Raw genomic sequence first — 20,282 nt, 5'->3', positions numbered from 1 at the left:
AAGCCGGTCGGTTCGTGACAAACGTCATGAATCCCCCCATGACGACCGATCCGACCAGTCGGAATGCCGAGAGGACGGGCCCATGGCCTACGACGCAGATGTGATCGTGATCGGAGCGGGCCTCGCCGGGCTCGCGGCGACCGCGGAGCTCGTCGACGCGGGCCGCAGGGTGATCCTCCTCGACCAGGAGCCCGAGCAGTCGATCGGCGGGCAGGCGCACTGGTCGTTCGGCGGGCTCTTCTTCGTCGACTCGCCCGAGCAGCGCCGCATGCGGATCAAGGACAGCCACGCTCTCGCGCTCCAGGACTGGATGGGCACGGCAGCCTTCGACCGGCCCGAGGACCACTGGCCCCGGCGATGGGCGGAGGCATACGTCGACTTCGCGGCCGGTGAGAAGCGGTCCTGGCTGCACCGGCAGGGCGTGCGGTTCTTCCCCGTGGTCGGCTGGGCCGAGCGCGGCGGCTACGACGCCAACGGGCACGGCAACTCGGTACCCCGCTTCCACATCACCTGGGGTACCGGGCCCGGCCTCGTCGCGCCCTTCGAGCGGCGGGTGCGGGCGGGTGCCGCCCGCGGACTGGTGCAGCTGAAGTTCCGCCACCGCGTCACGGGCCTGTCCCGCAGCGGGGGCTCCGTGGACACCGTCACCGGCGAGATCCTGGAACCGTCCGGCATCGAACGCGGCCGGGCCAGCAGCCGCAAGGTCACCGGCGCCTTCGAGTTCAAGGCCCAGGCGGTGATCGTCACGTCGGGCGGTATCGGCGGCAACCACGATCTCGTACGGGCCAACTGGCCGGAGCGCCTGGGCAGCCCGCCCGAGCGGATGATCGCCGGCGTGCCCGCGCACGTCGACGGCAGGATGCTGGGGATCGCGGAGGAAGCCGGCGCCCGTCTGATCAACCGCGACCGGATGTGGCACTACACCGAGGGCATCCAGAACTGGAACCCGATCTGGGAGAACCACGGCATCCGCATCCTCCCGGGCCCGTCCTCCCTCTGGCTCGACGCGCGCGGGAACCGCCTGCCGGTGCCGCTCTTCCCCGGCTTCGACACACTGGGCACGCTCGAACACATCATGCGGACCGGGTACGACCACACGTGGTTCGTGCTCGACCAGCGGATCATCGGCAAGGAGTTCGCGCTCTCCGGCTCGGAGCAGAACCCGGACCTGACCGGCAAGTCGGTCAAGGACGTGATCGGCCGGGCGCGCGCCGACGTGCCCGGCCCGGTCAAGGCGTTCATGGACCACGGGGCGGACTTCGTCGTGGAGAAGGACCTCGGGGCGCTGGTGCGCGGGATGAACGCGCTCACGAAGGAACCACTCATCGACGAGGCCGCGCTGCGCCACGAGATCGTCGCCCGCGACCGCGAGATCGCCAACCCGTTCACCAAGGATCTCCAGGTCACGGCGATCCACGGTGCCCGCAGGTTCCTCGGCGACCGGCTGATCCGCACGGCGGCGCCGCACCGCATCCTCGACCCCAAGGCGGGCCCGCTGATCGCCGTCCGGCTGAACATCCTCACCCGCAAGACGCTCGGAGGCCTGGAGACGGACCTCTCCTCGCGTGTGCTCACGGAGGGCGGCGACCCGCTGGAGGGCGTGTACGCCGCGGGTGAGGCCGCCGGGTTCGGCGGCGGCGGGGTCCACGGCTACCGCTCGCTCGAAGGCACGTTCCTCGGCGGCTGCCTGTTCTCCGGACGTACCGCGGGCCGGGCGGCGGCCAAGGCGGTCGGCTGACCGGGAAGCGGAGTGCGGCAGCGGGTCGCGGGGGCAACCCCGCGACCTGCAAGGGGAGTTGACACGTGTAGCGGACCGGCTGCCCTTGACGTGAAGCCTTGGCTGCCGGTTGGCTGTGCGTGATCGACTCCCGACGAACCGCGCCTGTGAGGACGACCCGCGGTGTCACCACCCCCGCCTCCCCTCGGCCGCGGTCGCAAGCGCGCGGCCCATGCCTTCGACCCCGCGCTCGACGACGTCGAACTCGTCACCGCACGCACGGCGTTGAACCAGGGCCGCTGGACCGCCGTGCGCGCACTGCTCACCGCGACCGGCGACGACTGGGACCGGCGCGGCCACCGCGTCACCGTGCTGGCGCAGGCGCCCGCCGCGCTCGCCTGGGTCCGCGACTGGCGGCTCGCGGAACCCGAGTCCGCCGATGCCGCCGTACTCTTCGGCTGCGCCACCGTCCAGCGCGCGCTGGACGGCAAGGTGCGGCCGGAGCGCGCCCGCGAGGCCTGTCACGCCGCCGCGGCGCTCGCGCCCGCCGACCCCACGCCGTGGCTCGGCCTGCTCGTCCTGGAGCGGACCCTCGGCACCGAGGAGGAGGTGGTGCGGCTCTTCGACGAGGTCCGCCACCGCTACGCCGACCACCATCACGCCCACCATCTGATGGTGGCCCGGCTCGCCGAGCGCCGCGCCGCCGCGGGCCAGGACCCGCTGCACGAGGTCTATGACTTCGCCAACTGGGCCGCCGAACAGGCCCCCGCCGACTCGCCCCTGGCCGTCCTGCCCGTCGTCGCGCACGCCGAGCGCTACCGCGTGCTCGCCTGCGCCGGCAGCGAACCCGTCGATCCGGTCGCCTCCGGGCACTGGGTCGGACGTCGGGCCCGCCAGGTGATGAAGGCCGCCTTCGACTGGTGGCTGGAGTGGGAGCACGAGGACCACCCGCGCCGCCTGGTCGACCTGAACTTCCTCGCCCACGCCAAGTTCTGCGAGGGGCGCGGCGCCGAGGCCGCCGCCCTGTTCCACCGCATCGGCGAGCACGCCACCGAGGCGCCGTGGTCGTACCCCGACCGCGACCCCCACCGAGCCTTCCGTGCCGCACGCGACAGCGCGCTCGGCACGGTCTGAACAGCACCTCCGCGAGCACCCGCGACCCCCGGAAAACCGCACACCCGAAAGGACGACCCGCGATGACGACGGGCAGTTCGAGCACATCGAGTACGTCGAGCACGGGCAGACCGGACGCCGACGGCGCCGGCATCAGCACGTTCAAGGGACAGGACCGCGCCCTGCGCGCCGACCGGCTGGGCACGGGGGGACTGCTGCTGTCCGTCCTCGCCGCCACCGCGCCGCTCATGGTGGTCGCGGGTGTCATGCCCACCACATTCGCGGTGATGGGCATCGTCGGGCAGCCGCTGCTCTTCGTCATCCTCGGCGTGGTCCTCGTGCTCTTCAGCGTCGGATACGCCGAGATGAGCCGGCACGTCCACAACGCGGGCGCCTTCTACGCGTACATCTCGCGCGGCCTCGGCGGCACCGCGGGCGCGGCGGCGGCCCTCGTCGCCCTCGTCGCCTACAACGCCCTCCAGGTCGGCATCTACGGCATCTTCGGCTTCGAGGTCTCCGGACTCTTCTCCACCTACCTCGACCTCGAGATCGCCTGGTGGATCCCCGCCCTGGTGGCCGTCCTGCTCGTCGGCGCGCTCGGCTGGCTGAAGATCGACGTCAACGCGCGCGTGCTGGGTGTCCTGCTCGTCATCGAGGTGGCCCTCGTCGTCATCTTCGACGTCGCCGCGGTCGCCGACCCGGCGAACGAAGGGCTGTCGCTGCACGCCTTCAACCCGGACACGCTCACCGGCGCGGGCGTCGGCACCGCGCTGTGCTTCTGCATCGCGGCCTTCCTCGGCTTCGAACAGGCCCCCGTGTACGCGGAGGAGACCAGCCGTCCGCACATCCTGGTGCCGCGCGTGATGTTCCTCGCCGTCGGCGGCGTCGCCGTGTTCTTCGCGCTCAGCTGCTGGGCGCTCACCGTGGCCACCGGCCCCTCGGGCATCGTCGGAGCCTCCCAGAAGCAGAGTGCGGGCCTGCTCTTCTTCCTCACCGAGTCACGGCTCGGCGGCACCTTCACCGACGTGCTGCACATCCTGTTCGTGACCGGCATGTTCGCCGCCATGCTCAGCTTCCACAACGTCGTCGCGCGGTACGCCTTCGCCATGGGCCGGGAGGGCCTGCTGCCCGCGGCCTTCGGACGCACCACCGGATCGAGCGGCGCCCCCGGTTCCGGCTCGCTGCTGCAGACCGCGGTGTCCCTGGTGTTCGTGATCGCGTTCGCGGTCGCCGACGACAAGCCCACCGGTGACCCGACCGCACCCGTGCTGCACCTGTTCACCTGGGGCGGCAACATCGGCGCGCTCGGCGTCATCGTGCTGATGGCGATCGCCTCGCTCTCCGTCATCGTCTTCTTCGCCCGGCGCGGTGCCGCGGGCGCCCAGGCCTGGCGCCTGGTCACGTCGGCGCTCGCGGGCATCGCCCTGCTCGTCATCGCGGTCTACACGGTCAAGGACTTCGACGTCCTCGTCGGCGCGGGCCCGGACTCCTCGCTGAGCTGGCTGCTGCCGTCGATCATCGGGGCCGCCCTGGTGATCGGTGTCGTCCAGGGGCTCGTGCTGCGCGCCCGCAAGCCCGAGGCGCACGCCCGCATCGGTCTCGGCAACGAGGCGTTCCAGCTGGACAAGGCGGCCGAATCCGCGTCCTGAGACCGCCAGGCCGGACCGGGTCCTCCCGGACGGCTCGTGGGAAAAGATGACGGAACTCTGACGGGCACCCGCCACCGCTGGCTTTTTGTGGGTCGCGGGTGCTCGAATCAGTGTGTGAAGCCAGAACGACCCGAGGAGCCGGGCCCGGACCGCGACGCCGGGCAGGCCGACGAGCGGCGCGGGGAACCGGATCCCGAACGGCCCGAGGAGCGCGGCGCGCCGATCGGCCGCCGGGTCCTGCTCGGCACGCTCGGACTCGGCGCGCTGGGCGTGCTCGCAGCGTCCCCGCTCCAGCGAGCACTCGAATCCTTCCTCGCAGGGGCCTCCGAGAAGGACCCCACGGGCCTCACCGGCCTGCTGCCCAACGGCGGCGGCTTCCGCTACTACTCGGTGGCGTCGTCCGTCCCGCACAAGACCGCCGCCGACTACCGCCTCACCGTCGACGGCCTGGTCGACCGTCCGAGGAGCTACACCCTCGCGGACCTGCGTGCCCTTCCCCAGACCCGCCTCGTGCACGACGTCCAGTGCGTCACCGGCTGGCGGGTGCCGGGCACGCCCTTCGAGGGCGTACGACTGGCCCACCTCCTCGACGCCGCCGGAGTGCGCTCCTCCGCCGGGGCGATCCGCTTCAAGTGCTTCGACGGGACGTACACGGAGAGCCTCACGCTGAAGCAGGCCCGCCGCTCCGACGTGCTGGTGGCGCTGCGGATGCAGGACAAGCCCCTCGGCCACGACCACGGCGGCCCGGTCCGGCTCTACGTCGCCCCCATGTACTTCTACAAGTCGGCCAAGTGGCTCTCCGGCATCACCGTCACCGAGGACGTCCGTCCCGGGTACTGGGAGGAACGGGGCTACGACGTCGACGCCTGGGTCGGCCGTTCGAACGGACGCGACGATGAACCCACGAGTTGACGACACCCCTGCCCGGCCGGCGCCCGTCGGGTCATCCGCACGCGTACGGCGCTTCAGCCGCGCGGAGCGCTGGGTGCACCGGGCGACGGCCGCACTCATGGGCATGTGCGTGGTGACCGCTGCGTTCCTGTACATTCCCGAGTTCGCCGCGCTCGTCGGGCGCCGCGAGCTGGTGGTGAGGGTCCACGAGTGGGCGGGGCTGCTGCTGCCCGTGCCGGTTCTGGCGGGACTCGCCTCCCGCGCCTTCCGCGCCGACCTGGGTTTCCTGAACCGCTTCGGGCCGCACGACCGGGTCTGGCTGCGGGCGGCCCTGCGACGCGACAAACGCCGTCAGTCGCGTCCCGCGGGCAAGTTCAACGCGGGGCAGAAGGTCTACGCCGCCTGGATCGCCGGGGCCACGCTGGTGATGCTGGGCACCGGCCTGCTGATGTGGTTCACCCATCTCACCCCGCTGCTCTGGCGCACCTCGGCCACCTTCGTGCACGACTGGCTGGCCCTGACGATCGGCATCGTCCTCGCCGGGCACATCGGGATGGCGCTGGGCGACCCGGAGGCCCGCCGCGGGCTGCGCACCGGATCGGTGAGCCGCCTGTGGGCGGACCGGGAGCACCCGCTGTGGCGCCCTTGAGCGGCCGGACGCCGGTGCTCAGGGAGCGAAGTCCAGCAGCACCTTGCAGGACCGGCCGCGGTCGGCGGCGAGAGCGAACGCCGACTCCGCGTCCCGCACCGGCACCACGGCGCTGACCAGTTCGTCGAAGGCGGGCTCCGCCGCGAGCAGCGTCAGGGCCTCGTCGAACTCCGCGCCGAAGCGGAAAGCGCCTCGCAACTCGATCTCCCGGCTCACCAGCAGATTCCCCGCGAAAGAGCTCCGGCCGGCCGGCAGCATGCCGAGCTGCACGACGACCGCGCCGCGCCGCACCAGGCGCAGACAGGTGTCCAGGCCCGCGGCGACCCCCGACGCCTCGACGGCGACGTCGACCTCGGCGGGCCACGCGGGGTCGTCGGGCTCGTCGGCCCTTACGACCGCGTCCGCTCCGGCCGCGACGGCGTACGACAGCGCCCGGGGCAGCAGGTCCGTGACGGTGATGCGCGCCGCGCCCGCGGCCCGGGCGGCGGCCACCACGAGACAGCCGATGGGCCCGGCCCCCGTCACCAGCACATGCCTGCCCGCCACGTCCCCGGCCCGCCGCACCGCGTGCAGCGCGACGGAGAGGGGCTCGGCGAGGGCGGCCCGCCGCAGGTCCAGCCCCGCGGGCAGGGCCCGCAGCTGCCCGGCCGGCACCACGAACCGCGCGGCGAAACCGCCCTGGACGTGCGGTGTGCGTGCCGCGCTGCCCAGGTACCGGGTGTCGCGGCACACGTTCGAGCGGCCGTCGAGGCACTCGGGGCAGGCGCCGCAGGGGGTAGCCGGGTGTACCGCGACGGGTGTGCCCGGCGCGGGTCCGCCGGCCCCGGCACCGTACGAGAGCACGGTGCCGACCACCTCGTGGCCCAGCACCATCGGCTCCCGGAGCCGGAAGTCCCCGACCCCGCCGTGCCGCCAGTAGTGCAGGTCGGAACCGCACACCCCGCCGTACCGGACGGCGACCAGCGCCTGTCCGGGGCCGGGGGAGGGCTCCGGGAGTTCGTCGACCCGCAGGTCGTCCCGTCCGTGGATCACACAGCCGAGCATCGGCACGTCCCTCTCAGAGCACGCTCGTCATACCGCCGTCGACGTACAGCACCTGCCCGCCGACGAAGTCCGCCGCGGGGGAGGCGAGGAAGAGCAGCCCGCCGACCAGGTCGTCGGTACGGCCCCACCGCCCGGCCGGGGTGCGCCGCCGGACCCAGGAGCTGAACTCCTCGTCGTCCACGAGCGGCCGGGTGAGCTCGGTCTCGATGTAGCCGGGACCGAGCCCGTTGACCTGCACCCCGTGCGGGCCCCAGTCGGCGCACATGCCCTTGGTGAGCATCTTCAGCGCGCCCTTGGTGGCCGCGTACGGCGCGATGCCCGGGCGGACGACCTCGCTCTGCAGCGAACAGATGTTGATGATCTTTCCGTGACCGCGTGCGGTCATCCCGCGGGCGGCCTCGCGGCCCACGAGGAACGCACTCGTCAGGTTGGTGTCCAGGACGCGGTGCCAGTCCGCGTCCGTGAACTCCAGGAGCGGGGCGCGCAGTTGCATGCCCGCGTTGTTGACGAGTATGTCCAGCGGGCCCACCCGCTCCTCGACATCCGCGATGCCCGCCGCCACCGAGGACCCGTCGGTGACGTCGAACACCGCGGTGCGGACGTCGCCGGGCAGTTCCGCGGCGGCCTTGTCGAGCCGTCGCGCGTCCCGCCCGTTGAGGACCACGGTGCAGCCCGCCTCCAGCAGTCCGCGGGCGAGCGCGAGCCCGATGCCGCGGCTGGAGCCGGTGACCAGCGCCGTGCGGCCGCTGATGTCGAAGAGGGGGTGAGCCATTGCCGTACTCCTTGTTTCCGGCACTCCTGTGGTGCCTACCGGATCACGGGGGCCAGGGTTAGATCACCAGGGACAGCAGCAGGACGAGTCCGCCGGCCACCACCGAGATGATCGTCTCCATCACCGACCAGGTCTTGACGGTCTGTCCGACGCTCAGGCCGAAGTACTCCTTGACCAGCCAGAACCCGGCGTCGTTGACGTGGCTGAAGAAGAGCGAGCCCGCGCCGATCGCCAGCACCAGGAGGGAGGCGTGGGTGGTCGACATGTCGGCCGCGAGCGGGGCGACGAGTCCGGCCGCCGAGATGGTGGCGACGGTCGCCGAGCCGGTCGCGAGCCGGATCGCGACCGCGATCAGCCAGGCCAGCAGCAGCGCGGGGATCGACCAGTCCTTGGAGATGTCCAGGATCATCTGACCCACACCGGAGTCGATCAGCGTCTGCTTGAAGCCGCCGCCCGCACCCACGATGAGCAGGATGCCGGCGATCGGGGCGAGGGACTTCTCGACGGTCGTCGACAGCCGTTCCTTGGTGAACCCGGCGGCCCTGCCCAGCGTGAACATGCCGACGATGACGGCCGCGAGGAGGGCGATCAGCGGCGAGCCTATGACGTCGAACACGCGCTGGACCATGTGCGTGGGGTCGTCCACGACGATGTCGACCAGGGCCTTGGCCAGCATCAGCACGACCGGCAGGAGCATCGTGGCGAGGGTGGCGCCGAAGCCGGGGCGCTTCTCCAGGTCCTCGGAGGCGCGCTGCGGGATCATGCGGTCGGGGGCGGGAACGTCCACCCAGCGGGCCGCGTAGCGGGAGAAGACCGGACCGGCGATGATCACCGTGGGGATGGCGACCAGGACGCCGAGCGCGAGGGTGACGCCGAGGTTCGCCTTCACGGCGTCGATCGCGACGAGCGGGCCGGGGTGCGGGGGGATCAGGCCGTGCATCACGGACAGGCCGGCGAGCGCCGGGATGCCGATGCGCATCAGGGAGTAGTTGCCGCGCTTGGCGACCATCAGCACGACCGGGATCAGCAGGACGATGCCGACCTCGAAGAACAGCGGCAGGCCGATGACGGAGGCGATGAGCACCATCGCCCACGGCATGGCGCGGCCGCCCGCCTTGGCGAGGATCGTGTCGACGATCTGGTCGGCGCCCCCGGAGTCGGCGAGCAGCTTGCCGAGGATCGCGCCGAGCGCGATCAGGACGCCCACACCGGCGACGGTCGAGCCGAGCCCGGTGGTGAAACTGCCGATCACTTTGTCCAGCGGGGCCCCGGCGACGGCACCGAGGGCGAGCGAGCCGATGGTCAGGGCCAGGAACGCATGCAGCTTGAACCGGGTGATGAGCAGCACGATGACGGCGATGCCCGCCAGTACGGCGATGCCCAGCTGAGCGTGGCCCGCCGAGGTGATCGGCTCGACGGCGTCCGCTGCCAGCATCTCGACGCTGAGTCTGGTCACGGTTGATCCCTTGCTTGAGTGAGGTGTGCGGGAAGGGGGACGGGGTGGGGAGGGGGACGGTGGATGGGGGAACGGGCCCACGGGCAACGGCGTATGACCGGCCGAACCGGCCGCGCCGGTGGTTACGCCATGTCCGTGGCCACGCCGTGCCGGTGGCGACGCCGTGCGGGGCGGGGGCCCGCACCGACGAAGTCGCCTCCGCGCTCGGCTACGCGGGCAGGTCGAGATCCCGCAGCGCGGCCACGGCCCGCTCGGTGATCTCTTCGGGTCCGCCGGAGACGTCCACGCCGACGCCCGCCTCGTCCGCCTCCAGCGGCTGGAGGGTGGCGAACTGCGAGTCCAGGAGCGCCGTCGGCATGAAGTGGCCCTGGCGGTGCGACATCCGGTCCTCGATGAGCTTGCGGTCACCGGTGAGGTGGACGAAGACGACTCCGGGGGCGGCCGCCCGCAGCCGGTCCCGGTAACTGCGCTTGAGCGCCGAGCTGCTGACCACCCCGCCGAGCCCGGCCCGGTCGTGCGCCCAGCGGCCGATGGCGTCCAGCCAGGGCCACCGGTCCTCGTCGGTCAGCGGCGTTCCCGCCGACATCTTGGCGATGTTGGCCTCGGGGTGGAAGTCGTCGCCCTCGGCGTACGGAACGCCGAGCCGGGCGGCGATCAGGGGACCGATCGTGGTCTTCCCGGTGCCTGCCACGCCCATGACCACCACGACGTGGGGGGTACGCGTCTGCTGCATCGTGCTCTCGCTGTCTTCGTCGACATCTGATGTCGACGACACTGAAACCTATTAGGTACGACGAATTCAAGAGTCTGTGACGTATAAGTCTGACTTTTTGTTCGGGGCCCCTGCCTCGTACGCTGACCCCATGACCACACGGGGCCGGGGGCTGCACGGACATGTACTGGACACCCTCGGGCCGGCCATCACGGCGGGCGAGTATCCGCCGGGGAGCGTGCTGCGCACCGACGAACTGGCGCAGCGCTTCGAGGTGTCACGCTCCGTGATGCGCGAGGCGGTCCGGGTGCTCGAATCCATGCACCTCGTCGAGTCCCGTCGCCGCGTCGGCGTCACCGTCCGCCCCAAGGCCGAGTGGAACGTCTACGACCCCGAGGTCATCCGCTGGCGGCTGGCCGGTGCCGACCGCCCGCACCAGCTGCGTTCCCTCACCGTGCTGCGCTCCGCCGTCGAACCCGTCGCCGCCAAACTGGCCGCCCGGCACGCGACGGCCGAGCAGTGCGCCGAACTCACCGAGTGTGCCCTGGGCATGGTCGCCACCTCACGCGGCCATCAACTGGAGGCGTATCTCGTCCACGACGTCGCCTTCCACCGGGTGATCCTCTGCGCGTCGGGCAACGAGATGTTCGCACGCCTCGGCGACGTCGTCGCGGAGGTCCTGGCGGGTCGCACGCACCACGAGGTCATGTTCGAGGACCCGGACCCGGCCGCCGTCACCCTGCACGTCCAGGTCGCCGAGGCCGTCCGGGAGGGCGACGCGGCCCGCGCCGAGCAGCTCACCCGCGAGATCACGGTCGGCGCGCTCCAGGAGCTGGACATCCTGGCACCGTGACCCCCGGTGCGGCGGCACGGGCGCCGCGCCGCCACCAGGGCCACTCCTGCCCCGCCGCCTACTCCTGGAAGTCCCCGTCCACGTACACCCACGCGCCGTCGACCCGCTCGAACCGGCTCCGCTCGTGCAGCGAACCGCCCCGGTAGGAAGCCCGGAAGGTGACGGTGCCGGTGCCGTGGAACGCCGAACCCTGCTCCGTGGCGAGGACCTCCAGACCGCTCCAGCGCATCCCGGGGTCGAACTCCACCCGCGACGGCCGCGTCCGCGGATGCCAGGTCCGCAGCAGATACCCCTCGTCCTCCTTCACGAAGGCGCAGTACCGCGACCGCATGAGCGCCTCGGCGGTCGGTGCCGCCGCCTCACCGCGATGGAACCGCCCGCAGCACTTCGCATACGGCTCGGGAAGCCCGCAAGGGCAGGAACGACTCGTCATGGCTGCCATTGTGCCTACGCCGAGTCGGCCTTCCGCGGCGGGTGGGCGGGCCGCGCCGGAATCGCCGCGCCGGGCACCGGCAGCGGCGGAAGCGCCCGCTCGTGCAGCCACGCCGTGAACAACTCGTCGAGCGGCTCGGCCGTGTAGCGCGACACGTGCGAGGTGAACGTCGTCGTCGTGACCGCCCCTCCCCGGTGCACGGCGGCCCAGCGACGCAGCATCCGGAAGAACGCGTCGTCCCCCAGGGCCTGCCGGACCGCGTGCAGCGCCAGACCGCCGCGCTCGTAGAGCCGGTCGTCGAACATCAGCTTGCGGCCCGGGTTCGCGAGAACCAGGTCCTGGGGCTGCGCGGACAGCTTCCGGTGCGCGGCGGTGGCCAGTTGGTGCGCGGTACGGCCGCCCGAGCGCTCCGACCACAGCCACTCCGCGTACTTCGCGAAACCCTCGTTCAGCCAGATGTGCCGCCAGTCCGCGATGGACACGCTGTTGCCGAACCACTGGTGCGCCAGCTCGTGCGCCACCAGCCGCTCCGAACCCCGCGCCCCGTCCACGTGGTTGGCGCCGAACAGCGACAGACCCTGCGCCTCGACGGGGACGTCCAGTTCCTCGTCCGTCACGACGACCGCGTACTCGCCGAACGGATACGGCCCGAAGAGCTCCTCGAACAGTTCCATCATCGCGGGCTGCCGTGCGAAGTCCCTTGAGAACTCGGCGAGCAGGCGCGCGGGCAGATGACCGGACTGCGGCACGCCGCCCAGGCCCGGGTCGCCCAGCAGCACCGTCTGGTACTTGCCGACCGACAGCCCGACCAGATAGCTGGAGGTCGGCGCCGACTGCTCGTACACCCAGGTCGTCGTCGACGCCCTCGTCGTCCGCGTGAGCAGCCGCCCGCCCGCCACCACCGAGTACGCGGACGGCGTCGTCACCGAGATCTGGTACGAGGCCTTGTCGGCCGGCCGGTCGTTGCACGGGTACCACGACGGCGCGCCGACCGGCTGGCTCGCCACCAGCGCCCCGTCCTCCAGCTCCTCCCAGCCGAGACCGCCCCAGGGGCTGCTGACCGGCTTGGGGTTGCCCGCCCAGTGGACCTCCACGGTGAAGGCGGCCCCCGCCCGGACCGGCTTCGGGGGACGGATCCGCAGCCGGCCGCCTCGGTGCGTGTAGTGCGGCGCCTTGCCGTCCACCCGGACCCGGCCGATCCGGAAGTCGGCCAGGTTCAGCTGGAATTCGGCGAGCGGCGCACGGCCGGCTATGGCGTTGATGCGCGCGGTGCCGGAGAGCCGGTTCGGGCCGGGGCGGTAGTCCAGCGTGAGTTCGTACCGGTGCGCCCGGTAGCGGGGATCACCGTTGGCCGGGAAGTACGGGTCCGAATCCGGTGTCTGCTGAACGCTCACTGCTGCGTCTGCTCCCTGCCCTGTGCTCGTACGACGTGCCGCTGTACCGCCCTTCGTCTCCGATCCGGTCACGTCCGTCAGGAACGCCATGCCTCGATCGGGTTGCCCAGCCAGCGGGTTTCGTCGGGAACGGACTCCGCCGCCATCACCAGCGACGCCGGACCCAGGGTGGCGCGAGCCCCGATGGTGCTGCCGGGAAGGACGATTCCGCCCGGGCCCAGGGTGGCGCCCTCACGGAGGACAACAGTATCCGTCCGCAAGATCCGGTCGTGGAAGAGGTGCGTCTGCAGGACACAGCCCCGATTGACCGTGCACGCGTCCCCGAGCGACACCAGATCCGTCTCCGGCAGCCAGTAGCTCTCCACCCAGGCGCCCCTGCCGATCCGGGCACCGAGCCCGCGCAGCCACGCCGTCATCAACGGCGTACCCGGCACCGACCCGGCCAGCCACGGCACCGCCACCACCTCGACGAACGTGTCCGCCAGCTCGTTGCGCCACACGAAGCCGCTCCACAACGGATGCTCACCGCTCCGGTGCCGCCCCACGAGCAGCCACTTCGCCACGATCGACACCAGGCAGGCGACACCGCCCGCGCCCAGCAGCACCAGCCCGCCGAACAGCGCCGCCCAGGCACCCAGCGCACACAACGCCGCGACCGTCAGCACGACCAGCGCCGCCGAACAGAGCACCGGCACGATCCGGCACAGCTCCACCAGACCGCGCGCCCACAGCAGTCGCGCGGGCGGGTCGTACGTACGGCTCTGGTCGCCGCCCTGAGCCGCGCGCGGCAGCCTCACCGGCGGCAGTCCCAGATACGAACTGCCCTTCTTCGCCTTCTTCGGCGTCGCGGACAGCACCCCGACCAGGCCGCCGTCGGGCACGCTGCGGCCCGGCGCCGTCATCCCGGAGTTCCCGAGGAACGCCCGGCGCCCGATCTCGGCCCGCCCGATCCGCATCCAGCCACCGCCCAGCTCGTACGGAGCGGTCAGTGTGTCGTCCGCGAGGAAGGCGCCCTCACCGACCGTGGTCAGACTCGGCAGCGCCAGCACGGTGGACACCTCGGCGCCCCGCCCGATCCGCATGCCGAGCAGCCGCAGCCACACCGGCGTGATCAGCCCCGCGTACAGCGGGAACAGCGTCTCCCGGGAGCGGTCCATCAGCTGGGTGACCGTCCACGCCTGCCAGCCGACCCGGCTGTGCGTCGGGTGCGTGCCCTCCCGCAGCCCCAGGCTGAGCAGCCGTACGAAGACCAGCAGCAGCAGCGCGTACGCGAGACCGAAGGCGAGGGCCGACGGGACCAGGGCGAGCGCCGCCCCGCGCAGCGCGCCGCCGAGCCCGGCGTCCGCGCTCACGAACACCCGGGCGACCAGCAGCGCGGCCGCACCCGCCAGCACCGGCAGCCCGCTCAGCGCGAACCCCGTCGCCCCGTACATCGCACGCCACGCCGTGCCGCGCTGCGGACGCTCCTTGGGCCAGGCCCGCTTCGCCTTGCCGAGCTTGACCGCGGGCGCCCCGGCCCAGCGCTGCCCGGTCGGGACCTGGCCGGCCACCGCCGAACCCGGCGCCACCTCGGCACGCTTGCCGACCCGTGCGCCCGGGAACAGCATGCTCCGCGTCCCGACCACCGCACCGGCGCCCACCTTCACCGCACCGATCTCCAGCCGGTCACCGTCGAGCCAGTGCCCCGACAGATCCACTTCGGACTCCACGGCGGCCCCCCGGCCCAGCTTGAGCATGCCGGTGACCGGAGGCAGGGAGTGCAGATCCACGTCCCTGCCGACCTTGGCGCCCAGGGCGCGGGCGTAACGCTCCAGCCACGAGCCGGTGAGCGAGGTCGCGCCGCTGAACTCGGCGAGCCGCTCGGCCGTCCACAGCCGCAGATGGACGCTCCCGCCCCGCGGGTACCGGCCCGGCCCGACCCCGCGCAGCAACAGCCGCGCCCCGCCCGCCGCGATCGCGAGCCGGCCAGGCGGACTGAAGAAGACGACCGCGCCCGCCGCGACGAGCCACCACGAGGTGCCCGGCGCCCACGGATACGGCCCGAACCAGTGCAGTACGTTCCCGACCGCGGCCAGCGCCACGGTCCAGCGCAACCCGAGGACGGTGAACAGCGGAACCAGCAGCAGGAGCTGGGTCACCTTCGCGCGCAGCGGGACCGGGGCCACGAAGCGTTCGGCGCCGTCCTCCTGCGCGGACTTCTCCAGCCGCCGGGCGAGCTTGCGCAGCACGGGCTGCGCGTAGATGTCGAGCACCGCGGCGCTCGGGTAGCGGGTGCGCAGCCTCGTCGTCAGCTGCGCGGCGGCCAGGCTGCCGCCGCCGATCGCGAAGAAGTCGTCGGAGCCACCGCCCACGGGTATCCCGAGCACCTCGCTCCACTGCTCGGCCAGCCAGGCCTCGGTTCCGTAGAGCTCCTCCTGCGCACCGCCGGTCTCCAGGCCGTCCAGCGGCCAGGGGAGCGCCGCCCGGTCGACCTTGCCCGAGGTACGGGTCGGCAGGTCGGCGACCGGGGCCAGCAGCGGGACCAGCGCGGCGGGCAGTTCGGTCCGCAGCTTCGCCACGGCGGTCGCGTGGTCCCAGCCGTCCTGGGTGACGACATAGCCGACCAGCAGCTGATTGCCGCCGCGCGCGGTGCGCAAGGCCGCGGCCGCTCCGGCCACTCCGGGCAGCGCCCGCAGCGCCGCGTCCACCTCGCCGAGCTCGATCCGGCGTCCGCCGAGCTTGATCTGCTCGTCGGCACGGCCGAGGAAGACCAGCCCCTCGGGCTCGGCCCTGACCAGGTCACCGCTGCGGTACGCCCGCTCCCAGCCGAGCGCGTCCAGCGGCGCGTACTTCTCGGCGTCCTTCTCCGCGTCCAGGTACCGGGCCAGCCCGACCCCGCCGATGACCAGCTGCCCGCTGCCGCCCATCGGCACGAGCTCCCCGTCCTCGTCGACGACGGCCAGCTCCCAGCCGTTCAGTGGAAGCCCGATCCGCACCGGCTCCGCCCCGCTCATGAGCGAGGCGCAGGCCACCACGGTCGCCTCCGTCGGCCCGTACGTGTTCCAGACCTCCCGGCCCTCCGTGACGAGCCGCTGCGCGAGCTCGGGCGGGCAGGCCTCGCCCCCGAAGATCAGGAGCCGGACCTCGTTGAGGGTCTCCGGCTCCCACAGGGCGGCCAGTGTGGGCACGGTCGAGACGACCGTGATGTCCTGTTCCACCAGCCAGGGCCCGAGGTCGGCGCCGCTGCGGACCTGCGCGCGCGGCACCGGCACCAGACAGGCGCCGTACCGCCAGGCCAGCCACATCTCCTCGCAGGAGGCGTCGAAGGCGACGGACAGGCCCGCCATCACCCGGTCGCCCGGGCCGATCGGGTCCTCGGCGAGGAACAGCGCGGCCTCGGCGTCCACGAACGCGGCGGCACTGCGGTGCGAGACGGCGACGCCCTTGGGCTTGCCGGTGGAGCCGGAGGTGAAGATGATCCAGGCGTCGTGTTCGACGCCGGGGCGGGCGGCGCGGGCGCCCGTGGCACCGGTGACGGTCAGTTCGTGCCCGGCCCCCACGACCGCGCACACCTCTGCCTCGCCGAAGACCAGTTCGGCCCGCTCGTCCGGGTCCTCGGCGTCCACCGGCACGTACGCGGCACCGGCTGCGAGCACGGCGAGGACGGCTATGTACAGGTCGTTGGTGCCGGAGGGGACCCGCACGCCGACCCGGTCTCCGAGGCCGACCCCGGCCGTGGCGAGCCGCCCGCGCAGGGCCTCGACCTCGACGGCCAGGTCGCGGTAGCTCAGCGAGCGCCGCCCGTCGTCGAGCGCGGGCTCGTCGGGGTGGGCCCGTACGGAGGCGTCGAGGATGTCGACGAGCGTGCGCGGCGAGGCGGCGGAGGAGGCGGAGAAGCGAGCCTGGTCACCGAACTCCGCACGCACCTCGTCGTCGGACAACGCGAGCACGGGGCCTTGCTGGAGGGCTGCCATCGGGTCCTCACGTGTTGTTTCCCGGAGCGTCCGGGTCGCTGGTGGGCCCGCAGGTATGCCTGGGGATATTCCGGTCCAGCTCCAAACAAGCGTGGAATTTTAGTACGACGCTAGCCGCGGACCTGGGCGTCAGCCATGCGAGGAGGCCTTCCGGGGGTCTCGGAACCCCTGCGTCCGAGGCTCTGACATGGAGATACGTCACCGTGACGAGATCTGCCCCACATCTGTCCGTAATCCATCGGACACGGTGAGCGAGGGGCATGTCGACGGTGTCGGCGCAACGAGCGAGGGCCGCGACCTGATGGTCGCGGCCCTCGCTCTTCTCTGTGTGTCCGAGGGGGGACTTGAACCCCCACGCCCGATAAAGGGCACTAGCACCTCAAGCTAGCGCGTCTGCCATTCCGCCACCCGGACAAGGTGTCTGTCGTGCGGGGTTGCCCTCGCGGCGACAGAGGAAACATTACCAGGCTTTCCAGGGCCCCCGATCACCCCCCGTCGTCGCGTGAACGGCGTGTGACGGGCCGGGTCCTGCCTTGGGGCGCGGAAGCGGTCGGGGAGAGGATGAGGGAGACCACCAGCAGTGACAGTGGGAGGAAGCAGCGTGAGCGAGTCGAACACGGCCAGGAGCGTCTCCGGCCAGGACGAGGTCGTCGACCTCTGTCGCGAGCTGATCCAGATCGACACCAGCAACTACGGCGACCACTCGGGTCCGGGTGAGCGCAAGGCCGCCGAGTACGTGGCCGAGAAGCTCGCCGAGGTGGGGCTCGAACCGCAGATCTTCGAGTCGCACAAGGGTCGCGCCTCCACGGTGGCCCGAATCGAGGGCGAGGACCCCTCGCGGCCCGCGCTGCTCATCCACGGCCACACCGACGTCGTACCGGCCAACGCCACGGACTGGACCCACCACCCCTTCTCGGGCGAGATCGTCGACGGGATGGTGTGGGGTCGCGGCGCGGTCGACATGAAGGACATGGACGCCATGACGCTGGCCGTGGTGCGCGACCGGCTGCGCACCGGGCGCAAGCCGCCCCGTGACATCGTCCTCGCCTTCCTCGCGGACGAGGAGGCGGGCGGCACGTGGGGCGCGCGGCACCTGGTGGACAACCACCCGGACCTCTTCGAGGGCGTCACGGAGGCGATCGGCGAGGTCGGCGGATTCTCCTTCACGGTCAACGAGAAGCTGCGGCTCTACCTCGTCGAGACCGCCCAGAAGGGCATGCACTGGATGAAGCTGACCGTGGACGGCACCGCCGGTCACGGTTCGATGATCCACAGGGACAACGCGATCACCGAGCTGTCCGAGGCCGTCGGGCGGCTCGGCCGCCACCGGTTCCCGGTCCGCGTGACCAAGACGCTGCGGCACTTCCTGGACGAACTCGGCGACGCCCTCGGCACCGAGCTCGACCCCGAGAACATGGACGAGACGCTCGCCAAGCTCGGCGGCATCGCCAAGCTCATCGGCGCCTCCCTCCAGAACACCGCCAATCCGACCCAGCTGGGCGCCGGATACAAGGTCAACGTGATTCCCGGACAGGCCACCGCGCATGTCGACGGCCGTTATCTGCCGGGGTACGAGGAGGAATTCCTCGCCGACCTGGACCGCATTCTCGGCCCGCGGGTGAAGCGCGAGGACGTCCACGCGGACAAGGCGCTGGAGACCAGTTTCGACGGGGCGCTCGTCGACGCCATGCAGACCGCGCTGTCCGCGGAGGACCCGATCGCGCGCGCCGTGCCCTACATGCTGTCGGCCGGCACCGACGCCAAGTCCTTCGCCGACCTCGGCATCCGCTGCTTCGGCTTCGCCCCGCTGAAGCTGCCGCCGGAGCTGGACTTCGCGGGCATGTTCCACGGCGTCGACGAGCGGGTCCCGGTGGATGCCCTGCAGTTCGGTGTGCGCGTCCTCGACCGCTTCATCGATGCGTCCTGAATTGCTCGGGTAAAACGAAACTCCTGTAATCGACCGCGCGTGCGGGCCCCACTGAGAAGAGTGAATCCGACGATAAGCTCGTAGCTCCATTACTCCCTCCTCGTTACACCTGATGCGAACCGAAGCTGGGATCGCATGTGCCAACAATGGAGGAATAATGATCAAGAAGGTCGTCGCTGCTGCGGCTGCCACCGGTGGTCTGGTTCTCGCGGGTGCGGGCCTGGCCGTCGCCGACTCGGGTGCCCAGGGTGCTGCTGTGCACTCCCCGGGCGTCGTGTCCGGCAACGTGATTCAGGTGCCCGTTCACATCCCGGTGAACGTCTGCGGCAACACGGTCTCCGTGATCGGGCTGCTGAACCCCGCCTTCGGCAACAGCTGCGTCAACAAGTGACGTCGTGCCTCACCCCATGAGTCACTTCGTGAGGGTCTGAGCCCGTCGGCCCCGGAGTCCGCACCATGCGCTCCGGGGCCGACCGGCTTTCCGCGCACGCGTCGGGTGGGTGTGTGCGCGTTCAGGACGGTCCAAGCCAACGGCTAAGGCAGGGATTACAGCTATGCGACAGGTCACCCGCAAGGGCCTGATGACCGTGGCGGCGGCGAGCGGCGTACTCGCCGTCACCGGCGGCTACGCACACGCCGACTCGGGTGCGAACGGCTCCACCGCGAACTCGCCCGGCGTGCTGTCGGGCAACACGGTGCAGGTGCCGGTGCACGCGCCGCTGAACGTCTGCGGCAACACCGTGAATGTCGTCGGGGCGCTCAACCCGGCGGTGGGCAACACATGCGTCAACCGTGGCGGCAACGGCGCGCACGGGGGCGGGAACCAGCACTCCGGCGGCTCCCGGGCCGACGGTCACGCCGCCGGCTCGCCGGGCGTCGGCTCCGGCAACCACGTCCAGGTACCGGTCGACGCTCCCGTGAACGTCTGCGGAAACAGCGTGAACGTCGTCGGCGTGGGCAACGCGGCGGCGGGCAACGAGTGCGCCGGCGGTGCCGGCGGCGGACACTCCACGACCCCGCCCGGCGGCGGACACACGACGCCGCCTCCCGGCACCCCCGGGCAGCCGGGGCACCCCGGAAACCCGGGTACGCCGGGACACCCGGGTGTGCCCGGGCACCCCGGCACCCCTGGAAACCCGGGCACACCGGGTCAGCCGGGGAACCCGGGTACCCCGCCCGGCTCCGGAGGACATCACCCCGGCGGTTCCTCGCACGTCGATCAGCCGGGTGCGCAGTCCGTCACCCAGCCCCGTGGCGCCGGGATGCTCGCCCACACCGGCAGTGAGCTGCCGCTCGGCGTGGTCGTACCGGCGGGCGCCGGCGCGCTGCTGGCCGGTGCGGTGCTCTACCGCCGGGCGCGATCGGCGGCGTAGCCCGGAGCCGACCGGTGCAGGTGTGACCACGACGCCACCCACTTCCCCTGTGGCGTCGAGAACGGAGCGGGCCCCGCCGCCGGCGGGGCCCGCTCCGTTTCAGCCGCCCGGCGTCACCATGTGGCGCGCACCTGGCGGATGATCCGCCGGCGCAACCGCACCTTGCGGCTGCCGTCGCGCAGCAGGCTCAGGCGGTCCAACTCCCAGTGTCCGTACTCGGCATGGTCCGTCAGCAGACGTGTCGTCTCCTTGCGGGAGACCCCGCGAGGTACGTACACGTCGACAAATTCGTATTCCGGCATCGCATCTATTGTGCGGGCTGGGGCCCGGTACGGATAGCGTCTGC

The 20,282-nt window shown here is 71.9% G+C and carries 17 protein-coding genes and 1 tRNA gene; 9 read left to right on the top strand and 9 right to left on the bottom strand.

Translation table 11 applies throughout. The features are described 5' to 3' along the window. The first annotated feature begins 82 nt into the window (after window positions 1-82). From H305_RS0118380 to H305_RS0118360, 5 genes are all read left to right on the top strand, one after another. Window positions 83-1,738, top strand: coding sequence for an FAD-binding dehydrogenase (locus H305_RS0118380; protein ID WP_028801662.1), 1,656 nt, complete (start codon window positions 83-85; stop codon window positions 1,736-1,738). Between the two features lie 162 nt (window positions 1,739-1,900). Beyond that, a complete protein-coding gene (locus tag H305_RS0118375) occupies window positions 1,901-2,851 on the top strand; it encodes a hypothetical protein (protein WP_028801661.1) in 951 nt (316 codons plus the stop codon). Window positions 2,852-2,913: 62 nt separating this feature from the next. After that, window positions 2,914-4,479: an APC family permease gene (locus H305_RS0118370; protein WP_028801660.1), complete on the top strand. Its 1,566-nt coding sequence runs from the start codon at window positions 2,914-2,916 to the stop codon at window positions 4,477-4,479. Between the two features lie 114 nt (window positions 4,480-4,593). After that, window positions 4,594-5,391, top strand: coding sequence for a molybdopterin-dependent oxidoreductase (locus tag H305_RS0118365; RefSeq protein ID WP_028801659.1), 798 nt, complete (start codon window positions 4,594-4,596; stop codon window positions 5,389-5,391). Continuing rightward, a complete protein-coding gene (locus tag H305_RS0118360) occupies window positions 5,375-6,019 on the top strand; it encodes a cytochrome b/b6 domain-containing protein (protein ID WP_028801658.1) in 645 nt (214 codons plus the stop codon). The genes H305_RS0118365 and H305_RS0118360 overlap by 17 nt, the downstream gene beginning before the upstream one ends. Window positions 6,020-6,037: 18 nt before the next feature. Here H305_RS0118360 and H305_RS0118355 read toward each other — a convergent pair whose 3' ends face one another. From H305_RS0118355 to H305_RS0118340, 4 genes are all read right to left on the bottom strand, one after another. Next, window positions 6,038-7,063, bottom strand: a complete 1,026-nt coding sequence (locus H305_RS0118355) for an L-idonate 5-dehydrogenase (protein ID WP_028801657.1) — start codon at window positions 7,061-7,063, stop codon at window positions 6,038-6,040. Between the two features lie 13 nt (window positions 7,064-7,076). Next, window positions 7,077-7,835, bottom strand: a complete 759-nt coding sequence (locus H305_RS0118350) for an SDR family oxidoreductase (protein ID WP_028801656.1) — start codon at window positions 7,833-7,835, stop codon at window positions 7,077-7,079. A gap of 58 nt (window positions 7,836-7,893) precedes the next feature. After that, window positions 7,894-9,291: a GntP family permease gene (locus tag H305_RS0118345; RefSeq protein WP_028801655.1), complete on the bottom strand. Its 1,398-nt coding sequence runs from the start codon at window positions 9,289-9,291 to the stop codon at window positions 7,894-7,896. A 208-nt stretch (window positions 9,292-9,499) separates the two neighbouring features. Beyond that, a complete protein-coding gene (locus H305_RS0118340) occupies window positions 9,500-10,024 on the bottom strand; it encodes a gluconokinase (protein WP_028801654.1) in 525 nt (174 codons plus the stop codon). Window positions 10,025-10,154: 130 nt separating this feature from the next. Here H305_RS0118340 and H305_RS0118335 point away from each other — a divergent pair, with 130 nt between their 5' ends. Then, window positions 10,155-10,856 carry a FadR/GntR family transcriptional regulator gene (locus H305_RS0118335; protein WP_028801653.1) on the top strand — a complete coding sequence of 234 codons (702 nt, stop codon included), beginning with the start codon at window positions 10,155-10,157 and terminating at the stop codon, window positions 10,854-10,856. A 58-nt stretch (window positions 10,857-10,914) separates the two neighbouring features. Here the strand turns inward: H305_RS0118335 and H305_RS0118330 are convergent, their stop codons facing one another. The 4 genes from H305_RS0118330 to H305_RS0118315 all read right to left on the bottom strand — a co-directional run bounded on the left by H305_RS0118330 (window position 10,915) and on the right by H305_RS0118315 (window position 17,050). Further along, window positions 10,915-11,289 (bottom strand): YchJ family protein, encoded by a 375-nt coding sequence (locus H305_RS0118330; protein ID WP_028801652.1) that lies wholly within the window; start codon window positions 11,287-11,289, stop codon window positions 10,915-10,917. 14 nt (window positions 11,290-11,303) lie between these two features. Then, on the bottom strand, window positions 11,304-12,683 hold the full coding sequence (locus tag H305_RS0118325) for a M1 family metallopeptidase (protein ID WP_028801651.1): 1,380 nt from the start codon (window positions 12,681-12,683) through the stop codon (window positions 11,304-11,306). A gap of 77 nt (window positions 12,684-12,760) precedes the next feature. After that, complete coding sequence (locus H305_RS0118320) at window positions 12,761-16,636, bottom strand: Pls/PosA family non-ribosomal peptide synthetase (protein ID WP_028801650.1); 3,876 nt, start codon at window positions 16,634-16,636, stop codon at window positions 12,761-12,763. Between the two features lie 329 nt (window positions 16,637-16,965). After that, window positions 16,966-17,050 (bottom strand) — tRNA-Leu (locus H305_RS0118315). A gap of 187 nt (window positions 17,051-17,237) precedes the next feature. Between H305_RS0118315 and H305_RS0118310 the strand changes: the two genes are divergently transcribed. The 3 genes from H305_RS0118310 to H305_RS56065 all read left to right on the top strand — a co-directional run bounded on the left by H305_RS0118310 (window position 17,238) and on the right by H305_RS56065 (window position 19,936). Beyond that, on the top strand, window positions 17,238-18,563 hold the full coding sequence (locus H305_RS0118310) for a M20/M25/M40 family metallo-hydrolase (RefSeq protein WP_028801649.1): 1,326 nt from the start codon (window positions 17,238-17,240) through the stop codon (window positions 18,561-18,563). A gap of 157 nt (window positions 18,564-18,720) precedes the next feature. Continuing rightward, window positions 18,721-18,954: a chaplin ChpH gene (chpH, locus tag H305_RS0118305; protein WP_028801648.1), complete on the top strand. Its 234-nt coding sequence runs from the start codon at window positions 18,721-18,723 to the stop codon at window positions 18,952-18,954. Window positions 18,955-19,117: 163 nt separating this feature from the next. Continuing rightward, on the top strand, window positions 19,118-19,936 hold the full coding sequence (locus H305_RS56065; RefSeq protein WP_028801647.1) for a chaplin: 819 nt from the start codon (window positions 19,118-19,120) through the stop codon (window positions 19,934-19,936). 113 nt (window positions 19,937-20,049) lie between these two features. On the opposite strand, the gene H305_RS0118295 is transcribed toward H305_RS56065, so the two are convergent. Then, a complete protein-coding gene (locus H305_RS0118295; RefSeq protein WP_028801646.1) occupies window positions 20,050-20,238 on the bottom strand; it encodes a DUF5703 family protein in 189 nt (62 codons plus the stop codon). Window positions 20,239-20,282: the final 44 nt, after the last annotated feature.

The sequence above is a fragment of the Streptomyces sp. 142MFCol3.1 genome (genome assembly GCF_000424945.1).
Classification (GTDB): Bacteria; Actinomycetota; Actinomycetes; order Streptomycetales; family Streptomycetaceae; genus Streptomyces; species Streptomyces siamensis.
Note: the sequence above shows the minus strand (reverse complement) of the source record. Positions and strands in the feature narration are given on the sequence as shown.

What these genes read in the sequence shown, in the direction of transcription:
- H305_RS56065 (WP_028801647.1), top strand. Translation starts at nt 19,118, where the DNA reads ATGCGACAGGTCACCCGCAAGGGCCTGATGACCGTGGCGGCGGCGAGC.
- H305_RS0118370 (WP_028801660.1), top strand. Translation starts at nt 2,914, where the DNA reads ATGACGACGGGCAGTTCGAGCACATCGAGTACGTCGAGCACGGGCAGA.
- H305_RS0118330 (WP_028801652.1), bottom strand. Translation starts at nt 11,289, where the DNA reads ATGACGAGTCGTTCCTGCCCTTGCGGGCTTCCCGAGCCGTATGCGAAG.
- H305_RS0118335 (WP_028801653.1), top strand. Translation starts at nt 10,155, where the DNA reads ATGACCACACGGGGCCGGGGGCTGCACGGACATGTACTGGACACCCTC.
- H305_RS0118355 (WP_028801657.1), bottom strand. Translation starts at nt 7,063, where the DNA reads ATGCTCGGCTGTGTGATCCACGGACGGGACGACCTGCGGGTCGACGAA.
- H305_RS0118340 (WP_028801654.1), bottom strand. Translation starts at nt 10,024, where the DNA reads ATGCAGCAGACGCGTACCCCCCACGTCGTGGTGGTCATGGGCGTGGCA.
- H305_RS0118380 (WP_028801662.1), top strand. Translation starts at nt 83, where the DNA reads ATGGCCTACGACGCAGATGTGATCGTGATCGGAGCGGGCCTCGCCGGG.
- H305_RS0118295 (WP_028801646.1), bottom strand. Translation starts at nt 20,238, where the DNA reads ATGCCGGAATACGAATTTGTCGACGTGTACGTACCTCGCGGGGTCTCC.
- chpH (WP_028801648.1), top strand. Translation starts at nt 18,721, where the DNA reads ATGATCAAGAAGGTCGTCGCTGCTGCGGCTGCCACCGGTGGTCTGGTT.
- H305_RS0118320 (WP_028801650.1), bottom strand. Translation starts at nt 16,636, where the DNA reads ATGGCAGCCCTCCAGCAAGGCCCCGTGCTCGCGTTGTCCGACGACGAG.
- H305_RS0118350 (WP_028801656.1), bottom strand. Translation starts at nt 7,835, where the DNA reads ATGGCTCACCCCCTCTTCGACATCAGCGGCCGCACGGCGCTGGTCACC.
- H305_RS0118360 (WP_028801658.1), top strand. Translation starts at nt 5,375, where the DNA reads ATGAACCCACGAGTTGACGACACCCCTGCCCGGCCGGCGCCCGTCGGG.